The organism is Acinetobacter sp. F-1, from assembly GCF_022869025.1.
In the GTDB taxonomy this organism is placed as follows: Bacteria; Pseudomonadota; Gammaproteobacteria; order Pseudomonadales; family Moraxellaceae; genus Acinetobacter; species Acinetobacter pseudolwoffii.
This window is the reverse complement of record NZ_JAJKFX010000001.1, coordinates 364237-380964: the sequence shown is the minus strand read 5'-3', so window position 1 is coordinate 380964 and position 16728 is coordinate 364237. Positions and strand designations below refer to the sequence as shown.

The following is a 16728-nucleotide window of genomic DNA, read 5'->3' as shown; positions in this document are numbered from 1 at the left end:
ATAAGCTGCCGAAGAAAGATTGCTATCTTTCTTCGGCTTTTTATGTGGTGTTCTATTTATTTCTGATTCAATCCCGCTGTTATTTATCCTTTAACTACGCGCCAGAAGGATGCTTATCTCAATTTTTATAGGCTGAGGCTTGGCATAATGTATAGGGTTGTGAATGATGTGCCTCCTTTTTATCTTTTAAATTTGATACTTATCAACATCTTGTGTTTGTTGTTTGCTGCTATTTAGGTTATGTTATACGGGAATTTGGGGTTGAGATATTTGCTGTGAAGCTAAACGTAATAATTCTAATAATAGGGGCAATAGGCTTGGCGGGATGTAATAGCGTGAGTCGGCTGAAATCAGGGGTTTTACATCCTTTTGCCAGTCCGGAAGAGCTAATCGCCAAGCGGGCTTTGAATCAACGTGATGGCAGTGCAAAAGATTATATTTATCTTTGGGGGCAAGCACAGAAAAATAACAGCACTCAGGCCATGTATCCGCGTTCGATCCTGACGCAATATTGTCATGAACAAGGCGGTAAATTTTCCCTATTGTATAGAAGTAATTTTAATGCCGTGGCAGATCTTGCCCAACGTAAACGCCTGAGTACAAACCGAGGTGTGATACAGGGCAGCGGCGCCTATCAGTGTCGTATGGATGGCCTGGCTGAAAGCTGGATCGTCTCGATCGAGCCGGTTTCTGAACGACAGGTCGATAAAACCAGCCAGAACCGTAGTGTTCGATTGCTGACCAAGCTGATGAGTGCGACTGAGGCAAGAAACTTTTACCTTGCTGCAAATAAGAACACTGTCGCTACCCAGAAAAAGACCGCTGCATCGATAAAAACGCCTGTAACGAAGAGCACGAATGAACTTAAAGAATCAGCGCGTAAAGAGCAGGAAAGGAAAGAATTAGAGAGAAAGGAATTAGAAAGAAAAGAGCTAGAGAAAAAACAGATCGCGACGACGGTAGTCCCCGTGAGAGCTTCAGTGGTAGAAACACCTCAACAGCAGCAGATGAAGCTCTATGTGGCAGCACGCCGTGATATTAATAGTGGCAAGAACCTGAATAATGCCTGTAATAATGCCCAGCGTGCCTATAATTATGGCAAATTGCAGGGGACTGAGGGGACTCGGGTTTATACTGAATCAGGGATGCTGGTCGCGCGCTGTCTGAATAGTATTCCGGCCTATGCCAACCGTTTCCCGAATGCTAAAGCTCAGGCCAAGCGTGTGCTACAGAATCTGTCTAACAACTATAATCATAGTGGTGCGAAGAATATGTTGAGACAGATCAAATAAGCACTGCATTAAACGCATTTAATCCAGAATCCGTATGATGATTTTGATTCACCAGAAGATGGGATAAAAAATCAGTTCAATCAGGTCGGATATAGAGGATGAGATCCGACTGCGTTTGCTGGGCAAGTCGCGCGATTCGAACATCCATCTTCGAAAAACAGGATGGATCAATAACAATACGGTCAAGCTAAAGAACACAACCAGTCTCCAAGGAAGGATGCTGTTAAAGGTGTTTGCAGTCATCATGATTATTTTTATTGTTTTAATTTGAATAATAACGCTAAGTTTACTCGATCAATATCATCATCTGATGAATAGCATGATGGGATGAAATTTTTCATCTGAATTAATTTTAAATCCAGTTCAGGTTTTACAGAGCTCTATCAGTATATTTCCTTTTTACATGATACAAAGAAACTATTTTCAGCGCCAAAATGCTGATGTCATATTAAAAGGAAGTGGTGATGGGTTTAAAAAGTTCTTCTCGTATTCGTTCATTTTTTCTAGGTGCAGCATTATTGGGAGCAGCACAGGTTACGATGGCGGGCCCAACGGTCGATCAGCTGAGTGACTGTTTGATGAAGTCCACTACAGCCACTGATAAAACCACGGTCTTGCAATGGACATTTGTGGCATTGGGCAATCATCCGGACTTAAAGGCTTTTAGCAATGTGACTGCGACTCAAAAGGAAGCATTAGACAAGAATCTGGCGACGGTGTTGCAGCGCATTTTAGTGGAGCAATGTTCAGCACAGACCAAGGCGGTGATTCAAGCTGAAGGTTTACAGGCTGTGGGCGATAGTTTTCAGGCTTTGGGTAAAACCACAGGTGAGGAAATTTTAAAGAATCCTGAAATCAATAATCAGCTCAAAGGTGTGCTGCGTTATATCGATTTGAATCGTGTGGCACAGACTTTTTTGACACCGGATTTGTTGAATAAGTTGGGATTGTAAGAGGGATGTAAGATTCTTTTTGATCTAGTAAATCCTCTCCCTAACCCTCTCCTTTGTCAAAGGAGAGGGAACCACGTGTATCAAATTAATCACATGACAAAGTCTCCCTTTTTTAAAGGGAGATTTAGAGGGATTCTATAAATCACGCATAAAGAAAGACTTTGAGAGTTGAATACGTCCTAAGTCTTCGAGTTTGGGGATAGAGGATACTTTTTTAATGGTCATTTAATTGAATATGTAGTTGTTTGTGCTAGATTAAATCGTAAATTAGGAGGATGAAAATGGGTTATTTCTCAATAGATGATTCAATTGAAAATATTAAAAATCCGTATACGAAAGAATTGTTTAAGGAAGTATATTCCTCTTATGCAATGGGTAACTATCGTTCTGCAACAGTGATGTTATGGTCGGTGGTAGTAACTGATCTTGTGCATAAGCTTAATGAATTAGATAGTATTTATAATGATCCTAAAGCACTTCAGATACTTGATTATATTCGATTAGAACAACAAAAAGATTCTAAATCATCTAAATGGGAGTCAGAGATAGTTGATAAATTTCATAAAGAAATAAAGTTTTTTGAGACGTTCGAAGTTGCTAATTTAGAACACTTACAAAAAATGAGACATGTCTCAGCACATCCAGTTATTACTTCCACCGATTTGTTGCATTCTCCAACAAAAGAGACTGTTTACAGTTTAATAAGGAATGCCTTAGAAAGTGTATTAACTAAAGAAGCTTTATTTTCATCTAAAATTATTGAAGTTATATTAAAAGATTTAAATAATATTAAAGATACGCTAGTGGATTATGAAGAAAGAGATCGCTATTTTTCACACAAGTTTCTTTCAAAAATGCCCAATGCTGTATTACTCAAATTTTTAAAAACATTATGGAAGTTTATTTTCAGGATAGATAACCCAGAAACACTACTTAATACAGAAATTAATCTAGATATTCTGAATATTATAATTAGTAAGAAAAAACAAATTTTTATTGAATTTTTAATTCAAGAGAAAGATTATATTTCTGATATTAAATTAGATGACAATTTAAAAAATCACTGCTCATTTTTTTGCTGAAAAATAGATGGTGCTTTGAATATTTTAGTGAAAATTCTGTTCAAACTATATCCAAAATTATTGAAAGTAGCGACAGCCAGTTTCAATTAATTAAATTTAAACGTATTGTTGATTACATTGATTTTTTAATTAAAAACAAAAGTAATTATTCATTATCGAACTTTGAAATTATTGAAAGTGAAGCTGAGGAGTATCGCTGTAAGGATAAGTTCTATGATTATTGTATTGATGGATATTGTTTTTCAGGATCATTTGATTCAGCCAATTATAGATTTGATAAACTAATACGCCCTTACTTGGAAAATTTTAGTTTTCAACAATTGAAAAATTTAACTAGTAAAGCTAACCAAAATTCACAGTGTTATGATAGAGCGAAAGCAAAGAGAGATCATAAAATAGTAATAGAAAAAATATTAGAGAATGATTCAAATTATGACTTTACAGGTTTAGATGGATTTACTGATGGCAATGAAGAATTAATTCCATCTTTAACTTAAAATAAAAACCCGCTCTAAAGCGGGTTTTCTTTTTCAAAACTGATTAGCTTAACCAATCAATTTCTTCATCAACTCATTCACTTGAGCAGGGTTGGCTTTACCCTTAGACGCTTTCATCACTTGACCAACTAGACCGTTGAAAGCTTTCTCTTTACCAGATTTATACTCTTCAACCATCTTCTCGTTGGCAGCAAGCACTTCTTTAATGATTGCTTCAATCGCGCCTGTATCAGTTTCCTGTTTCAAGCCTTTCTCAGCAATAATTTCGTCCGCAGTTTTGCCTTCATCCCACATAAAGCCGAACACTTGTTTCGCGATCTTACCGCTAATGGTGTTATCGACAATACGTGCGATCATGCCGCCAAGTTTTTCCGCAGAAACAGGAGAATCTTGAAGATCTAGGCCTGCTTTGTTGAGCGCCCCTGAGAATTCGCCCATCACCCAGTTTGCAGCAATCTTACCTTGTGCAGCGCCGCCAGCAGCTTTCACGACTTCTTCATAAAACTCTGACATTTCACGAGTAAGCGTTAGAACGTGAGCATCGTACTCAGTCACGCCAAAGTCCGCCACAAAACGCGCACGACGTGCCGCAGGCAGCTCAGGCATGGTGGCTTTGATTGCTTCGATTTGTTCATCCGCAATCACCACAGGCAACAAGTCAGGGTCAGGGAAGTAACGGTAATCGTTGGCTTCTTCTTTTGAACGCATTGAACGCGTTTCCATCTTCACAGGATCGAATAAACGCGTTTCCTGATCAATGGTGCCGTCCCATTCCAGAATTTCCATTTGACGTTCAATTTCAACATTGATCGCTTGTTCAATAAAACGGAATGAGTTCAGGTTTTTCAATTCGCAACGCGTACCGAAGGGTTGACCCGGACGACGTAAAGACACGTTACAGTCACAACGGAACGAACCTTCTGCCATGTTGCCGTCAGAAATGCCTAACCAGCGCACCAGCGTATGAATCGCTTTAATATAAGCAACCGCTTCTTCAACCGAACGCATATCTGGTTCAGAAACAATTTCAAGCAGCGGCGTACCGGCACGGTTCAAGTCAATGCCTGACATACCTTCGAACTGGTCATGAATCGATTTACCTGCATCTTCCTCAAGGTGCGCACGGGTTACGCCAATCCGTTTAACCGTGCCATCTTCAAGCTGGATGTCGATATGACCCAAGCCCACAATCGGATTGTCCATCTGGCTAATCTGGTAGCCTTTTGGCGAATCCGGGTAGAAATAGTTTTTACGTGCAAATACAGAAGCCTGATCAATATAGGCATCGATACCCAAACCAAAGCGAATCGCAAGATCCACCACTTCTTTATTCAATACCGGCAATACGCCCGGCATGGCCAAATCTACAAGGCTGGCTTGGGTGTTTGGATCATTACCGAATACAGTCGATGAACCCGAGAAAATTTTGGTATTGGTGGCAAGCTGGGTGTGAATCTCGATACCAATAACGACTTCCCAACCCTCAATCAGGTTAGATTTTGGTTTAGCCGATTTTTGAGCTTGAGCCATTATGCATTCTCCTCAGCAATTGCCGCGCGTTGTGTATGCCAATCAGTTGCTTGCTGGTACTGATGCACCACAGACAACAATTGCGATTCTGACCAGTAATTCCCAATCAACTGTAAGCCAACTGGCAAGTTGTTCTGGTCAAAACCAACAGGCGCGTTAATCGCAGGAAGACCTGCCAGGTTCACTGCAAGTGTATAAATATCGCCCAGGTACATTTCAACCGGAGTCAAATCCGCACCAATTTTATAGGCAGTCGTTGGCGCAGATGGCGCAGCAATCACATCGACAGATTCAAAGGCTTTAAGGAAATCTTGCTGGATCAGGCGACGTACTTTTTGTGCTTTCACATAATATGCATCGTAGTAACCCGCGGATAACGCATATGTGCCAATCAGGATACGACGTTGCACTTCCGCACCAAAACCTTCTGAACGTGAACGTTTGTACAAGTCCATCAAGTCCACTGGATTTTCACAGCGGTAGCCATAACGCACACCGTCAAAGCGTTGTAAGTTAGAAGATGCTTCAGCAGGTGCGATCAGGTAGTAGGTCGGAACGTAGCTTTCGGTCATGTTGAGGTCGATCTCAACCAGCGTAGCGCCCATGTCTTCTAACTTTTTCAATGATTCTTCGACACGTGCTTTAACATCTTCAGCTAGGCCGGAAACATTAAAGTACTGTTTTGGAATACCAATGCGTAAACCTTTGACGGATGTATCATTCAGGTTCGCCACATAGTTATCAACCACTTGATTCATTGACGTTGAATCTTTGGCATCATGACCGGCCATCACGTTCATCAGGTAGGCACAGTCTTCTGCTGAGCGTGCCATCGGGCCGCCTTGGTCGAGGGATGATGCATAGGCAATCATACCGAAGCGCGACACACGGCCATAGGTCGGTTTAAGTCCAGTCAGGCCACAGAATGACGCAGGTTGACGAATAGAGCCACCGGTGTCAGTACCGGTAGCGAAGGGTGCCAGATCCGCTGCAACAGCTGCTGCTGAACCACCTGAAGAACCGCCAGGAACATGGTTTAAATTCCAAGGGTTAGCCGTTGCGCCGTAATATGAGTTTTCAGAGGTCGAACCCATGGCGAATTCGTCCATGTTCAATTTACCCAAAGTCACCAGGCCCGAAGCTTTGCCTTTCGCAACAACGGTGGCGTCATAAGGAGAGATAAAATTGTCCAGTATTTTAGAACCGGCAGTGGTCTTGATGCCTTGAGTACAGAAAATGTCTTTATGCGCGATTGGTACGCCTGTTAACACATTTGCACCACCTGCCTTACGCAGTGTGTCAGCCGCATCAGCTTCTGCCAATGCCAATTCAGGCGTAACGGTTACATATGATTTTACTTGAGCATCAATTTTTGTAATGCGCTTTAAGTAATGTTCAGTCAATTCGCGAGATGAAAACTGGGCATTTGCCAGACCTTCACTGAGTTCACGAATGGATAAGCGATGTAAATCTGTCATGAGAAATAATTCTTTACGTTTAATTTAATAAAAAGAATGAACTGGGTAGTAATTACTCAATCACGCGCGGTACGAGGTATAAACCATCCTGAACAGCAGGTGCAACTGCTTGGTATTGCTCGCGATGATTGCTTTCTGAGACCACATCTTCACGTAGTGGCTGAGGATGGTCGAAAGGGCTCTTCAGCGGTTCAATTCCGTCGGTATTGATGCCTTTCAATGTGTCCATCATGCCTAAAATCTTATTTAAACTTTGAGCATATTCAGCAGATTGCGTATCATTGAGAGATAACCTTGCAAGGTGGGCAATGGCTGAAACTGTTTCTGCACTTAAATCTGCAGAATGCTGTGCATCCGATGTAGACATAATATTACCTAATCAGTATTAAAAAAATTCAAATTATCATGCGTTATGATAAGCGATTGACTTGTCCAAATCATCACATTTAGTTAAAGTTGCCACCTTGCGTCCATATAAAGTTTAATTGAGAACGTCCCCGTGATTCTAAAACGACTAATAGGCTTGTTTTCGCCAGATCTTGCCATTGATTTAGGTACTGCAAATACACTTATTTATGCGCCAGGACGAGGCATTATATTAAATGAACCCACGGTTGTAGCCATCCGTCATAGTGGTTCACATAAAATTGTTGCCGCTGTAGGTCTTGAAGCGAAACAAATGCTAGGTCGTACCCCAGCCAATATCTCAGCAATCCGCCCCATGAAAGATGGGGTGATTGCGGATTTTGAAGTCACTGAAACCATGCTGAATCAGTTCATTCGCAAAGTACATGAAAACCGTCTGTTTACTCCGGCACCGCGTGTGGTGGTGTGCGTACCATGTAAATCGACGCTGGTTGAACGTCGTGCTATTCGTGAAGCGGTATTTAATGCTGGTGCACGTGATGTCCGTTTAATCGAAGAACCGATGGCAGCGGCCATTGGTGCAGGTATGCCAGTTGAGCAGGCCTGTGGTTCAATGGTGGTCGATGTCGGTGGTGGTACCACTGAAATTGCGATCATTTCCCTACAGGGTTGTGTCTATGCAGATTCTTTACGGATTGGCGGTGATGTCTTTGATGAGCAGATCATTAACTATGTGCGTAAGGCGCATGGCTGTGTGATCGGTGAAACCACGGCAGAAGTGATCAAAAAAGAAGTGGGCATGGCCTTGCCAGATGAAGGTGCTAAACCGCTTGAAATTGAAGTTCGTGGCCGTAATCTTGCAGAAGGTGTACCACGTGCGATTGTGGTTAACTCAGACGAAGTGACTCAAGCCATTTCAGATCCTTTGCAAAACATTGTCTCTGCGGTGAAATCAGCACTAGAACACACACCTCCTGAGCTTTCTTCGGACATTGCTGAACGCGGTATCGTGTTAACCGGTGGTGGTGCATTGCTGCGTAATCTGGACAAGCTGCTGGCTAAAGAAACCGGCCTGCCGGTGGTGGTGGCAGAAGATCCACTCTCATGTGTAACCCGTGGTGGTGGCAAGGTACTCGAATTTTTCGACAATCCAAATCATGACATGTTATTCGTAGGCTAAGAAAAGGATTCGGCGGGTGCAAGCACATCTGTTTTCTCGACAACCGCCATCTTTTCGCTCTTTTATCATTGCATTGGTAACATGCTTGGTGGTGCTTTTCTTTGATTGGCGCATGCCACATGTTGTACAACCTGCAAGGGATGTCCTGTACGCGGCCTATAATCCTATTTATGCTGTGGCCAGTTATCCGGTATTGTCGCGAGAGTGGTTGAATCAACAAACCAAGTCTGAAGTTCAGTTGCGTCGGGAAAATACCGCGATGCAGGCTGAGTTGTTGCAGGCGCAAGTTCGCTTACAAAAAATCTCTGAACTTTCTGCTGAAAATACCCGTTTGCGCGGTCTGCTCGATACACCACTGATCATTGACGGGCGTATTGAAATTGCGGAAGTGATTGGCACCGATGCCGATCCTTTAAGACATATCATTGTGATCAACCGGGGTTCAAATAACGAGCTGAAAGTCGGGCAAACGGTACTGGATGACAAGGGGATTATGGGACAGATTATTAATGTCTATCCGCATAGTAGCAGGGTCATGCTGTTGTCTGATAAAGAACATTCATTGTCAGTGCGTCTGGAACATACCGGAATGCGTGCCATTGTCTCGGGGACGGGTGATCTGGGGCGTTTGAAAATGGAATATGTACCGACCAGTGCCAATATCAAGGTCGGGGAAAAAGTCTATAGTTCAGGCTTGGGCCAACATTTTCCGGCAGGTTATCTGGTGGGGCAGGTGTCCAAAGTACAACGACATAATTCAGGTGAATTTGCCCAGATTGATGTAACGCCAGCCGCGCAGCTGGCCGGTGGTCATCATGTGGTGGTGTTATTTTCCGATTCATTGGCGATGGAGCAACCGCATGTCAATCGCTAAGATGAAATCCAGAAAGCATCGTGATCCCTTATTTGCCATCGTCATTTCGGTGATCGTGGCTTCGATTTTGATGGTCTATCCACTTTCTTATACCCTCTCGGGCTGGCGTCCGCTGTTCATGCTGATGGTGATGCTATTCTGGGTGTTGTGTCAGCCGACCTGGTGTGGGATCTGGTTTGCCTTTGGTACCGGTATTTTTATTGATTTGCTGCTGGACGCACCTTTAGGTCTGAATGCCCTCAGCTTTATTATTATTGCCTTTTTAGCCCGATTCCTGACTCGTGAACGCCGTATCCTGACCTTTAATAATCTCTGGGTGATTACGGGGTTGGCAATTGTTGCGCATTTGCTGATGATCTTTTTTGCCCAGATTGTGGCAGGCGTGCAATTTTCTTTTGCCCGGCACTGGATTCCAATGCTGACCAGTATTCTGGTTTGGCCTGTCCTCTATTATATGTTGAAAAAATGGCGCATATAATTCTCGCTTCCAGCTCACCTCGGCGTTGTGAGTTATTACAGCAGCTCGGACTGAGCTTTGATATCTACAGTCCGGATATCGATGAATCTGTGCGTGAAGGTGAATCCGTCGCGGCTTATGTTGAACGTCTGGCACGAGCCAAGGCTGATGCAGTGGCCGAGCGTTATCCAGATGCAATCATCATTGCTGCGGATACCAGTCTGGGGGTCGATAGTGAGATTTTGGGTAAACCAGAATCCAAGCAACATGCCATTGAAATGTGGACAAAAATCTCCGGTCGGTGGCATGATGTCTATAGCGGTGTCTGTGTTCGTACAAAAGATGAAAAATACAGTATAGTGGTACGTACGCAGGTCGAATTTCAAATCCTGAGTGCCGCAGACATGGAAAGTTACTGGGACACAGGTGAGCCGCTGGGGAAAGCCGGGGCTTATGCGATTCAAGGAATTGCAGCACGTTATATTCCAAAAATACAAGGCAGCTATTCCAATGTGGTCGGCTTGCCGCTCTATGAAACCGTACAGTTATTACAGACAGTTAAGGCACTAAATTAACTGCTGATAAAAAGAATTTTTATAATGTTTTGAGTGTAATTATGTCTGACGAGTTATTGATTAACGTCACGCCGATGGAATGTCGGGTCGCGTTGATTGAAAACGGCACGGTCAATGAACTGTTTGTCGAGCGTACAGCCAAGCGTGGCTTGGTCGGTAATGTCTATAAAGGCAAAGTGGTACGGGTTTTGCCGGGTATGCAGGCTGCGTTTGTGGATATTGGCCTGTCCAGAACGGCATTTTTACATATCAATGATATGGTCTGGCCGCGCCAACAGCCGACCCCAAATGTCTTCGAACTGCTTCAGCCCGGTCAAATCCTCACGGTTCAGGTGATGAAAGATATGCTGGGTACCAAAGGTGCCCGTCTTTCAACGGATCTGTCTATTCCTTCGCGTTATCTGGTGCTGATGCCTTATGGCAATCATATTGGGGTGTCACAGCGAATTGAATCTGAGGAAGAGCGCAATCGTTTGCGTTCGATTATTGAGCGGATTCAGGCCCAGCATAAGCTGCCAGGCTCAGTGATTGTACGTACCGCTGCTGAAGGTATTGAAGAAGCAGCCATTGCCCAAGATATGGCTTATCTGGCCAAGCTTTGGGAATATATCCAGCGTAAGCAGAAGATTATTGCAGTTCCCTCGCTGATTTTTGAAGAATTGCCTTTACCACAACGGATCATTCGTGATCTGGCCAATGAAGAAACTGCAAAAATCTACGTCGATTCACGTGAAATTCATGCCAAGCTGCAAGAGTTTGTCGAAGAATTCGTGCCGAATATGCGAGACCGCTTACTGCACTACCCGGGCGAGCGTCCAATTTTTGACTTATATAATGTTGAAGAAGATCTGCAAAAGGCGCTGCAAACTCGTGTTGCGTTGAAGTCGGGCGGTTATCTGATGATTGATCAGACCGAAGCGATGGCCACCATTGACGTCAATACCGGCTCTTATGTGGGTGGTCGCTCACTGGAAGACACTGTTTTTAAAACCAATATGGAAGCGACTCAGGTCATTGCACGTCAGTTGCGTCTGCGTAATCTGGGTGGAATTATCATCATTGATTTCATTGATATGCAGGAAGCGCAGCATCGTGAAGAAGTGATGAAACAGTTTGAGCGCATGTTGGAACGTGACCATGCTAAAACCAAGATTACTCAGGTATCTGAACTGGGTCTGGTGGAAATGACCCGAAAACGCACCCGTGAGTCACTGGAACATTTACTCTGTGAATCCTGTCCGACTTGTCAGGGACGTGGTTATGTCAAAACAGCCGAGTCAGTATGTTACGAAATATTCAGAGAAATTCTGCGTTATGCACGTGCTTATGAGTCGCAGAGTGGCTTTACTGTTGTCGCGCATCCCGCTGTAATTGATCGTTTACTAACAGTAGAGGCCCCAGCAGTCGCTGATCTAGAGCATTTCATTAATCGCGTGATTAAGTTCCAAGTAGAAAATCTGTATACGCAAGAGCAATACGATATCATTCTCAGCTGAAATTGTAACAGAATATCGTTAAACACTTGTTACATCTGAAATTTTACATTGGTGCTGTTATTTACAATACTAGATGCATGAATTAGCCAAAGCCGTTTCTCCCAGTTTCAGGCTTAGCAAAAGGAGTGTGTTATGAATATGAGTAAAGCAGTAATTAATAAAGGCCTAAAACACGTATTAGAACCAAAGACTGTACATGCAGGATATATCGTCGATGAGCGCGGTAATGAAGTCCAGATTACCGCCAGCATGATTCGTAATGCCTGCCATCAATTATTACAACAGTGTCGTACCATCAAAAGCTAATGCTACCGATACAGAATCTTGTGCAGATTGAAATAAATTCTAGGCAATCAAAAATGGATGCATCATCCCAAAAATATAAAATAAATTTAAAACGATGTTAAAAAATAAAACCAAGGGGCTCTATGAGCCCCTTAATTATGTGCGCTAGGACTGGCAAAAATGATCAACACTTTTTTCAGTTTATATATTCTATTTATTGATCCGCGGCTAGCTCACCGCCTGTAACTTTGGGACAGGTTCACCATCTACAATTCGTTCAAAACGCTGGATTTCTTCTTCAAGATGCGTCAGCAGGTTCTGCATTTTCGGCAGGGCATTACGGCATGCGGTTAAGCCGACTTCCAGTTTGTCCAGATAGCTGGTCATGGTAATGTTCAAAGCCTGCCCATCTAGTACAATTGAGGCTGGATAAAGCGCTTCGAGACGTGCACCATTCCAATATAGCGGTTCCTGAGGGCCGGGTACATTGGAAATAATCACATTAAATGCCTGGCGCGTTGGCATTAAACCGGATGCAATGTTCAGACCGGCTGCACCATAGACAAAGGCACTATAATTTAAAATCTGATTGGCATTCATGCGTTTAAAACGTTCCTTGGCACTCAGTACACTGCCACGTACAATTTTGAGACGTTCCAGAGGATCTTCTTTATGGGTGCCCAGATTGGCCAGAATCATGGTAATGCGATTGGAAACATCCGAATCATCACTTCGAACCGAGGCCGGAACCATAGCAATTAATGGTTTTTTCGGTAAAGCGTTTTGTGATAGTAAATATTCACGTAGTGCACCTGAACAGATGGCCAGTACCATGTCATTAATCGTGACGCCCAATGCTTTAGAAATATGCCGTAAACGTGAAAATTCAAAGGATTGTGCCGCAAAACGACGCGAAGCACTGACACGTTGGTTCAGAATACAACTTGGTGCCTGAAAACTGGACACATAATCCGGATTGCGCCCCATATCCTTCATAACGGTCTGAGACAGCTCATAAGCGACGCGTGGTGCGCATTCTAGTTGGCCTTTAATGGTTTGCAGGACATTTTTAAAAGCATTGACCTTAGGTGCTTTAAGGCGTTTGGCGCGTGGCCCTTCAACACACCACGGTGGCACAATACTTTTGGCATTCGGATCATGCGACAGCGATTTTTCGACCAGACGCATGCCGGCGATTCCGTCCACCATCGCATGATGGATCTTGAAATACATGGCAAAACGATTACCTTCAATTCCTTCAATAATATGACAGGTCCATAAAGGCTTGGCACGATCAATCAGCGCACTATGTTCTTGTGAAATATAAGTGAGCAATTCACGGATACGACCCGGTTTCGGCAGGGCAATATGACGAAAATGATGATCTAAATCAAATTCTTGGTCTTCATCCCAAAACAGGCCATTTAAATAATTATTAAAAGGTGGAATCGGCGATGATTTGGAGTTTTGAATATCAGTGACGAGATCCTGAATAAAGGAAGCTGGTGCATTTTCGGGAATTTGGAATAAAAATAGCCCACCTACATGCATAGGCTGCTGCCGTTTCTCTAAAGTTAAGAAAATAAAATCAATTGGATGTAATGGACGCATAGCGTAGATTGCCTCACTGCACTTTCTTCAGCTGCTCTGATCCGAACAACCTTGTTAGAATTATTAATATTGACATTACAAAGTATAGCGATTTTGCCACGGAAAGGTACTGATTTTTCTGTAGATGATTGGTTTATGAAAAAACCACCGACGAGTCGATGGTTATGCTAGATCATTTTTGCAAGTTGCCGGCATGCAGACCACATTCTTTATGCGTGGCTTCTTCCCACCACCAGCGGCCTTCACGTTCATGCTGATTCGGCAGCACAGGGCGGGTACAGGGTTCACAGCCGATTGAAACAAAACCTTTTTCATGCAGCGCATTATAAGGCACTTCCATCATGCGGATATAACTCCAGACATCTGCACTGGACCAGTTGGCCAGAGGATTGTATTTGATCAGCTGCTTACCCGGACCGGAAAAACCTGGATCTGCCTGAACCACAGGAATTTCATTGCGTGTACCCGGACTTTGGTCTTTGCGCTGACCAGTAATCCAGCCATCCAGCGTCGCCAGTTTTTTACGTAGCGGTTGAACCTTGCGTATACCGCAACATTCCTGATGGCCATCTTCAAAGAAACTGAATAAACCTTTGGTGGTCACTAAATTTTGTACTGCATCCGTTTCAGGGAAGCAGATTTCAATCTCGATGTTGTAATGCTTACGTACCCGTTCAATAAACTGATAGGTCTCTGCATGTAAACGTCCAGTATCCAGACTGAATACCCGGAATGGTTTACCCAGATGAGAGGCCATATCAATCAATACAACATCTTCGGCCCCAGAAAATGAAATCGCAATTTCACCCTGCTGGCTCAGTGCAAGTGCTAAAATTTCATTAGGCGATTTATCTGCATATTCAGATGCAAGCGCATCAATACGATCAATAGTAGGAATGATGGTCATGAGAGTCCTGGCGATATAGGCTTGGAAAGGACATGGCCTATATTAATTAATTTAACATCTATTTTAATGGAATTAATTTAATTGACTTATCACTAAAAAATAAATACTTATGAAAAAAATAGATTTAAAAAAGTACAGTGCAAAATCTGTTTCTTCAGCTATGATAGTGCAAAATTTTTTCAATACAACTTAGAGGGAATGTTCATGGAAGTCGTATGTCTAGATTTAGAAGGTGTGTTGGTTCCAGAAATCTGGATTAACTTTGCTAAAAAAACCGGTATTAAAGAGCTTGAAGCGACGACTCGTGACATTCCTGACTATGATGTACTGATGACCCAACGTCTGAATATTTTAAAACAGCACGGTTTAGGCTTGAACGATATTCAGGAAGTGATTGCAGAAATGGGGCCGTTCCCAGGAGCAAAAGAATTTGTGAAATGGGTGAGTACGCATTTTCAATTGATTATTCTTTCAGATACTTTCTATGAATTTGCACATCCACTCATGAAGCAACTGGATTGGCCGACGATTTTCTGTCATAAACTGGAAACAGATGAAGCAGGTATGATCTCAGCCTATAAACTTCGTCAGCCAGATCAGAAACGTCAAGCTGTTAAAGCACTGCATGGTTTGAACTTCCGTGTGATTGCGGCAGGGGATTCTTATAACGATACGACAATGCTGGGTGAAGCAGATCATGGTTTCCTGTTTGATGCACCTGAGAATGTCATTGCCGAATTTCCGCAATTCCCGCCAATTCGTGGCTATGAAGCATTAAAAGAAGCGATTCGTAATGCTTCAGTGCGTGACATTCCGGCTTAATCTTTTAAGTACATTGGAATAAAAGAAAGGGCGCTTATAGCGCCCTTTCTTTATGAGATCGATTTATTAGAAGCGATAACCGATTTTCATACCATAGCCGATTGCATGGTTGTCTTCAAAGCTACCTTTTACTTCACCACCTGTTTGTGCTTGTGCATCTCCTAGCCAGAAGTATTTAACCCCAGCCTGGATAAAATAGTTTTCTGCAGGACTGTATTGGCCGCCTAGACCGACACTCCAATAACCTTCAGTTGGACCCAAGGTGGTTACCGGGTTTCCTGCACCAGAGTCATAACCTACAGCAGCAGAGCCTGACCATTTAACGTTAAATTTATGACCTAAACCCACATTTGCAGACCATTGATCATCTGAATAATCGACAAGATTCTGCTGTTTTCCGGTGAGTGCGCCAGTTAGCTGAGATAAATAAGCAGGTTTTACTGCAAACTGATCCCAATGTACCCAGCGAATATTAGCAAAGGCTAAGGTATTTTTTGCAATGCCTGACTGTAAGTCAATGTTGACTGATTGTGGTGTAGTAATTTCCGCTTTATGGTAAGTTGGAATTACTGGTTTACCCAATAATGTGCCAGTTAATCCAGGAATATATAAAGCCCCATCTGTACCAAAACCGAAGGTTTCTGTGGTATCTAATTCATGTTTAATTTCAGAGCGATAAGTCACAGCAGCTTTTAAGGCAATTTCAGGAATAGAATATGCAAAACCAGCTAACCAACCGTAAGCTTCACTTTCTTTAAGGTCAATATCATAACCGCCAAGAACTTGCGGGCCTCTATAAGCTGTACCACGTAGGGAGACTTTCGCCTTTACGCTTTGATAGACAGGTCCGGCATAAACATTCCAGTTCTCATTTGGCTGATACCCTATAAGTGCTGTAATGCTATTGGTTTTTACTTCAACAGAAGTGCCTTCCAATACACCAGTATTGGTATTTACTGTAGCAAAAGCATTAGATTCAGGCGCATATTGAGAGTCAGCTCCAAATGGCTGGTCATAAAGTAAACCCAGAGATATTTTATCAGTTGCCTGAATTTTTATAGCAGCAGTAGGGAAGTAGTAATCTTCAGCCATATCGCTGACTTTATTGCCGGCATTGTCTTTACCTTGAACTTCTGGATCTAAAACAGAAATACCTGCTTCCGCATAGTTACCCGGCTGTAAAAAAGCAGAAATAGATTGACCAGAACGGTCTAAGCCAGCTGCCTGAACAGCAGAAAGAGGTAAAGTGCTAAGTAAAATAGCTAAATAAACTTTATTAAGCTTCATGGTACGTTCCCTGATGCCATCTGTAACAAAAATGTG

General features: G+C 42.9%; 17 protein-coding genes. 11 read left to right on the top strand and 6 right to left on the bottom strand.

Going from position 1 to position 16728, the window contains the following annotated elements; all coding sequences use genetic code 11:
* Positions 1–335 precede the first annotated feature (335 nt).
* From LOZ91_RS01880 to LOZ91_RS01865, 4 genes are all read left to right on the top strand, one after another.
* Entirely contained in the window at positions 336–1292 is a 957-nt protein-coding gene (locus LOZ91_RS01880; protein WP_244782578.1) for a hypothetical protein, read from the top strand.
* A gap of 464 nt (positions 1293–1756) precedes the next feature.
* A complete protein-coding gene (locus LOZ91_RS01875) occupies positions 1757–2245 on the top strand; it encodes a hypothetical protein (protein WP_005172120.1) in 489 nt (162 codons plus the stop codon).
* A gap of 281 nt (positions 2246–2526) precedes the next feature.
* A complete protein-coding gene (locus tag LOZ91_RS01870; RefSeq protein WP_244782577.1) occupies positions 2527–3327 on the top strand; it encodes a hypothetical protein in 801 nt (266 codons plus the stop codon).
* Positions 3321–3824, top strand: coding sequence for a hypothetical protein (locus LOZ91_RS01865; RefSeq protein WP_244782576.1), 504 nt, complete (start codon positions 3321–3323; stop codon positions 3822–3824). The genes LOZ91_RS01870 and LOZ91_RS01865 overlap by 7 nt, the downstream gene beginning before the upstream one ends.
* Positions 3825–3872: 48 nt before the next feature.
* On the opposite strand, the gene gatB is transcribed toward LOZ91_RS01865, so the two are convergent.
* From gatB to gatC, 3 genes are read right to left on the bottom strand one after another with little or no spacing between them, the layout of a single operon-like run.
* On the bottom strand, positions 3873–5354 hold the full coding sequence (gene gatB / locus LOZ91_RS01860; protein ID WP_180000276.1) for an Asp-tRNA(Asn)/Glu-tRNA(Gln) amidotransferase subunit GatB: 1482 nt from the start codon (positions 5352–5354) through the stop codon (positions 3873–3875).
* On the bottom strand, positions 5354–6832 hold the full coding sequence (gene gatA / locus LOZ91_RS01855) for an Asp-tRNA(Asn)/Glu-tRNA(Gln) amidotransferase subunit GatA (RefSeq protein WP_225552943.1): 1479 nt from the start codon (positions 6830–6832) through the stop codon (positions 5354–5356). Before gatA ends, gatB begins: the two co-directional genes overlap by 1 nt.
* A 52-nt stretch (positions 6833–6884) precedes the next feature.
* On the bottom strand, positions 6885–7199 hold the full coding sequence (gene gatC, locus LOZ91_RS01850) for an Asp-tRNA(Asn)/Glu-tRNA(Gln) amidotransferase subunit GatC (RefSeq protein WP_005096170.1): 315 nt from the start codon (positions 7197–7199) through the stop codon (positions 6885–6887).
* Between the two features lie 132 nt (positions 7200–7331).
* Here gatC and LOZ91_RS01845 point away from each other — a divergent pair, with 132 nt between their 5' ends.
* The 6 genes from LOZ91_RS01845 (at position 7332) to LOZ91_RS01820 (ending at position 12086) form a co-directional block, all read left to right on the top strand.
* Complete coding sequence (locus LOZ91_RS01845) at positions 7332–8378, top strand: rod shape-determining protein (RefSeq protein ID WP_004279360.1); 1047 nt, start codon at positions 7332–7334, stop codon at positions 8376–8378.
* Between the two features lie 16 nt (positions 8379–8394).
* The gene (mreC, locus tag LOZ91_RS01840) at positions 8395–9252 is read left to right on the top strand and encodes a rod shape-determining protein MreC (protein WP_005096172.1); all 858 of its coding nucleotides are present in this window, start codon (positions 8395–8397) and stop codon (positions 9250–9252) included.
* Positions 9239–9730 carry a rod shape-determining protein MreD gene (gene mreD / locus LOZ91_RS01835; RefSeq protein WP_005096176.1) on the top strand — a complete coding sequence of 164 codons (492 nt, stop codon included), beginning with the start codon at positions 9239–9241 and terminating at the stop codon, positions 9728–9730. Before mreC ends, mreD begins: the two co-directional genes overlap by 14 nt.
* A complete protein-coding gene (locus tag LOZ91_RS01830) occupies positions 9718–10284 on the top strand; it encodes a Maf-like protein (protein ID WP_244782575.1) in 567 nt (188 codons plus the stop codon). Before mreD ends, LOZ91_RS01830 begins: the two co-directional genes overlap by 13 nt.
* A gap of 41 nt (positions 10285–10325) precedes the next feature.
* Positions 10326–11780, top strand: a complete 1455-nt coding sequence (gene rng / locus LOZ91_RS01825) for a ribonuclease G (protein WP_244782574.1) — start codon at positions 10326–10328, stop codon at positions 11778–11780.
* Between the two features lie 132 nt (positions 11781–11912).
* On the top strand, positions 11913–12086 hold the full coding sequence (locus tag LOZ91_RS01820) for a PA1571 family protein (protein ID WP_005096185.1): 174 nt from the start codon (positions 11913–11915) through the stop codon (positions 12084–12086).
* A gap of 207 nt (positions 12087–12293) precedes the next feature.
* On the opposite strand, the gene LOZ91_RS01815 is transcribed toward LOZ91_RS01820, so the two are convergent.
* Together LOZ91_RS01815 and LOZ91_RS01810 are read right to left on the bottom strand one after the other, a co-directional pair.
* A complete protein-coding gene (locus tag LOZ91_RS01815) occupies positions 12294–13676 on the bottom strand; it encodes a wax ester/triacylglycerol synthase family O-acyltransferase (protein ID WP_005096186.1) in 1383 nt (460 codons plus the stop codon).
* 172 nt (positions 13677–13848) lie between these two features.
* Positions 13849–14583 carry a phosphoadenylyl-sulfate reductase gene (locus LOZ91_RS01810; RefSeq protein WP_100328857.1) on the bottom strand — a complete coding sequence of 245 codons (735 nt, stop codon included), beginning with the start codon at positions 14581–14583 and terminating at the stop codon, positions 13849–13851.
* Positions 14584–14787: 204 nt separating this feature from the next.
* Here LOZ91_RS01810 and thrH point away from each other — a divergent pair, with 204 nt between their 5' ends.
* A complete protein-coding gene (thrH, locus tag LOZ91_RS01805) occupies positions 14788–15405 on the top strand; it encodes a bifunctional phosphoserine phosphatase/homoserine phosphotransferase ThrH (protein ID WP_244782573.1) in 618 nt (205 codons plus the stop codon).
* Between the two features lie 66 nt (positions 15406–15471).
* On the opposite strand, the gene LOZ91_RS01800 is transcribed toward thrH, so the two are convergent.
* Positions 15472–16692 (bottom strand): outer membrane protein transport protein, encoded by a 1221-nt coding sequence (locus LOZ91_RS01800; RefSeq protein ID WP_244782572.1) that lies wholly within the window; start codon positions 16690–16692, stop codon positions 15472–15474.
* Positions 16693–16728 lie beyond the last annotated feature (36 nt).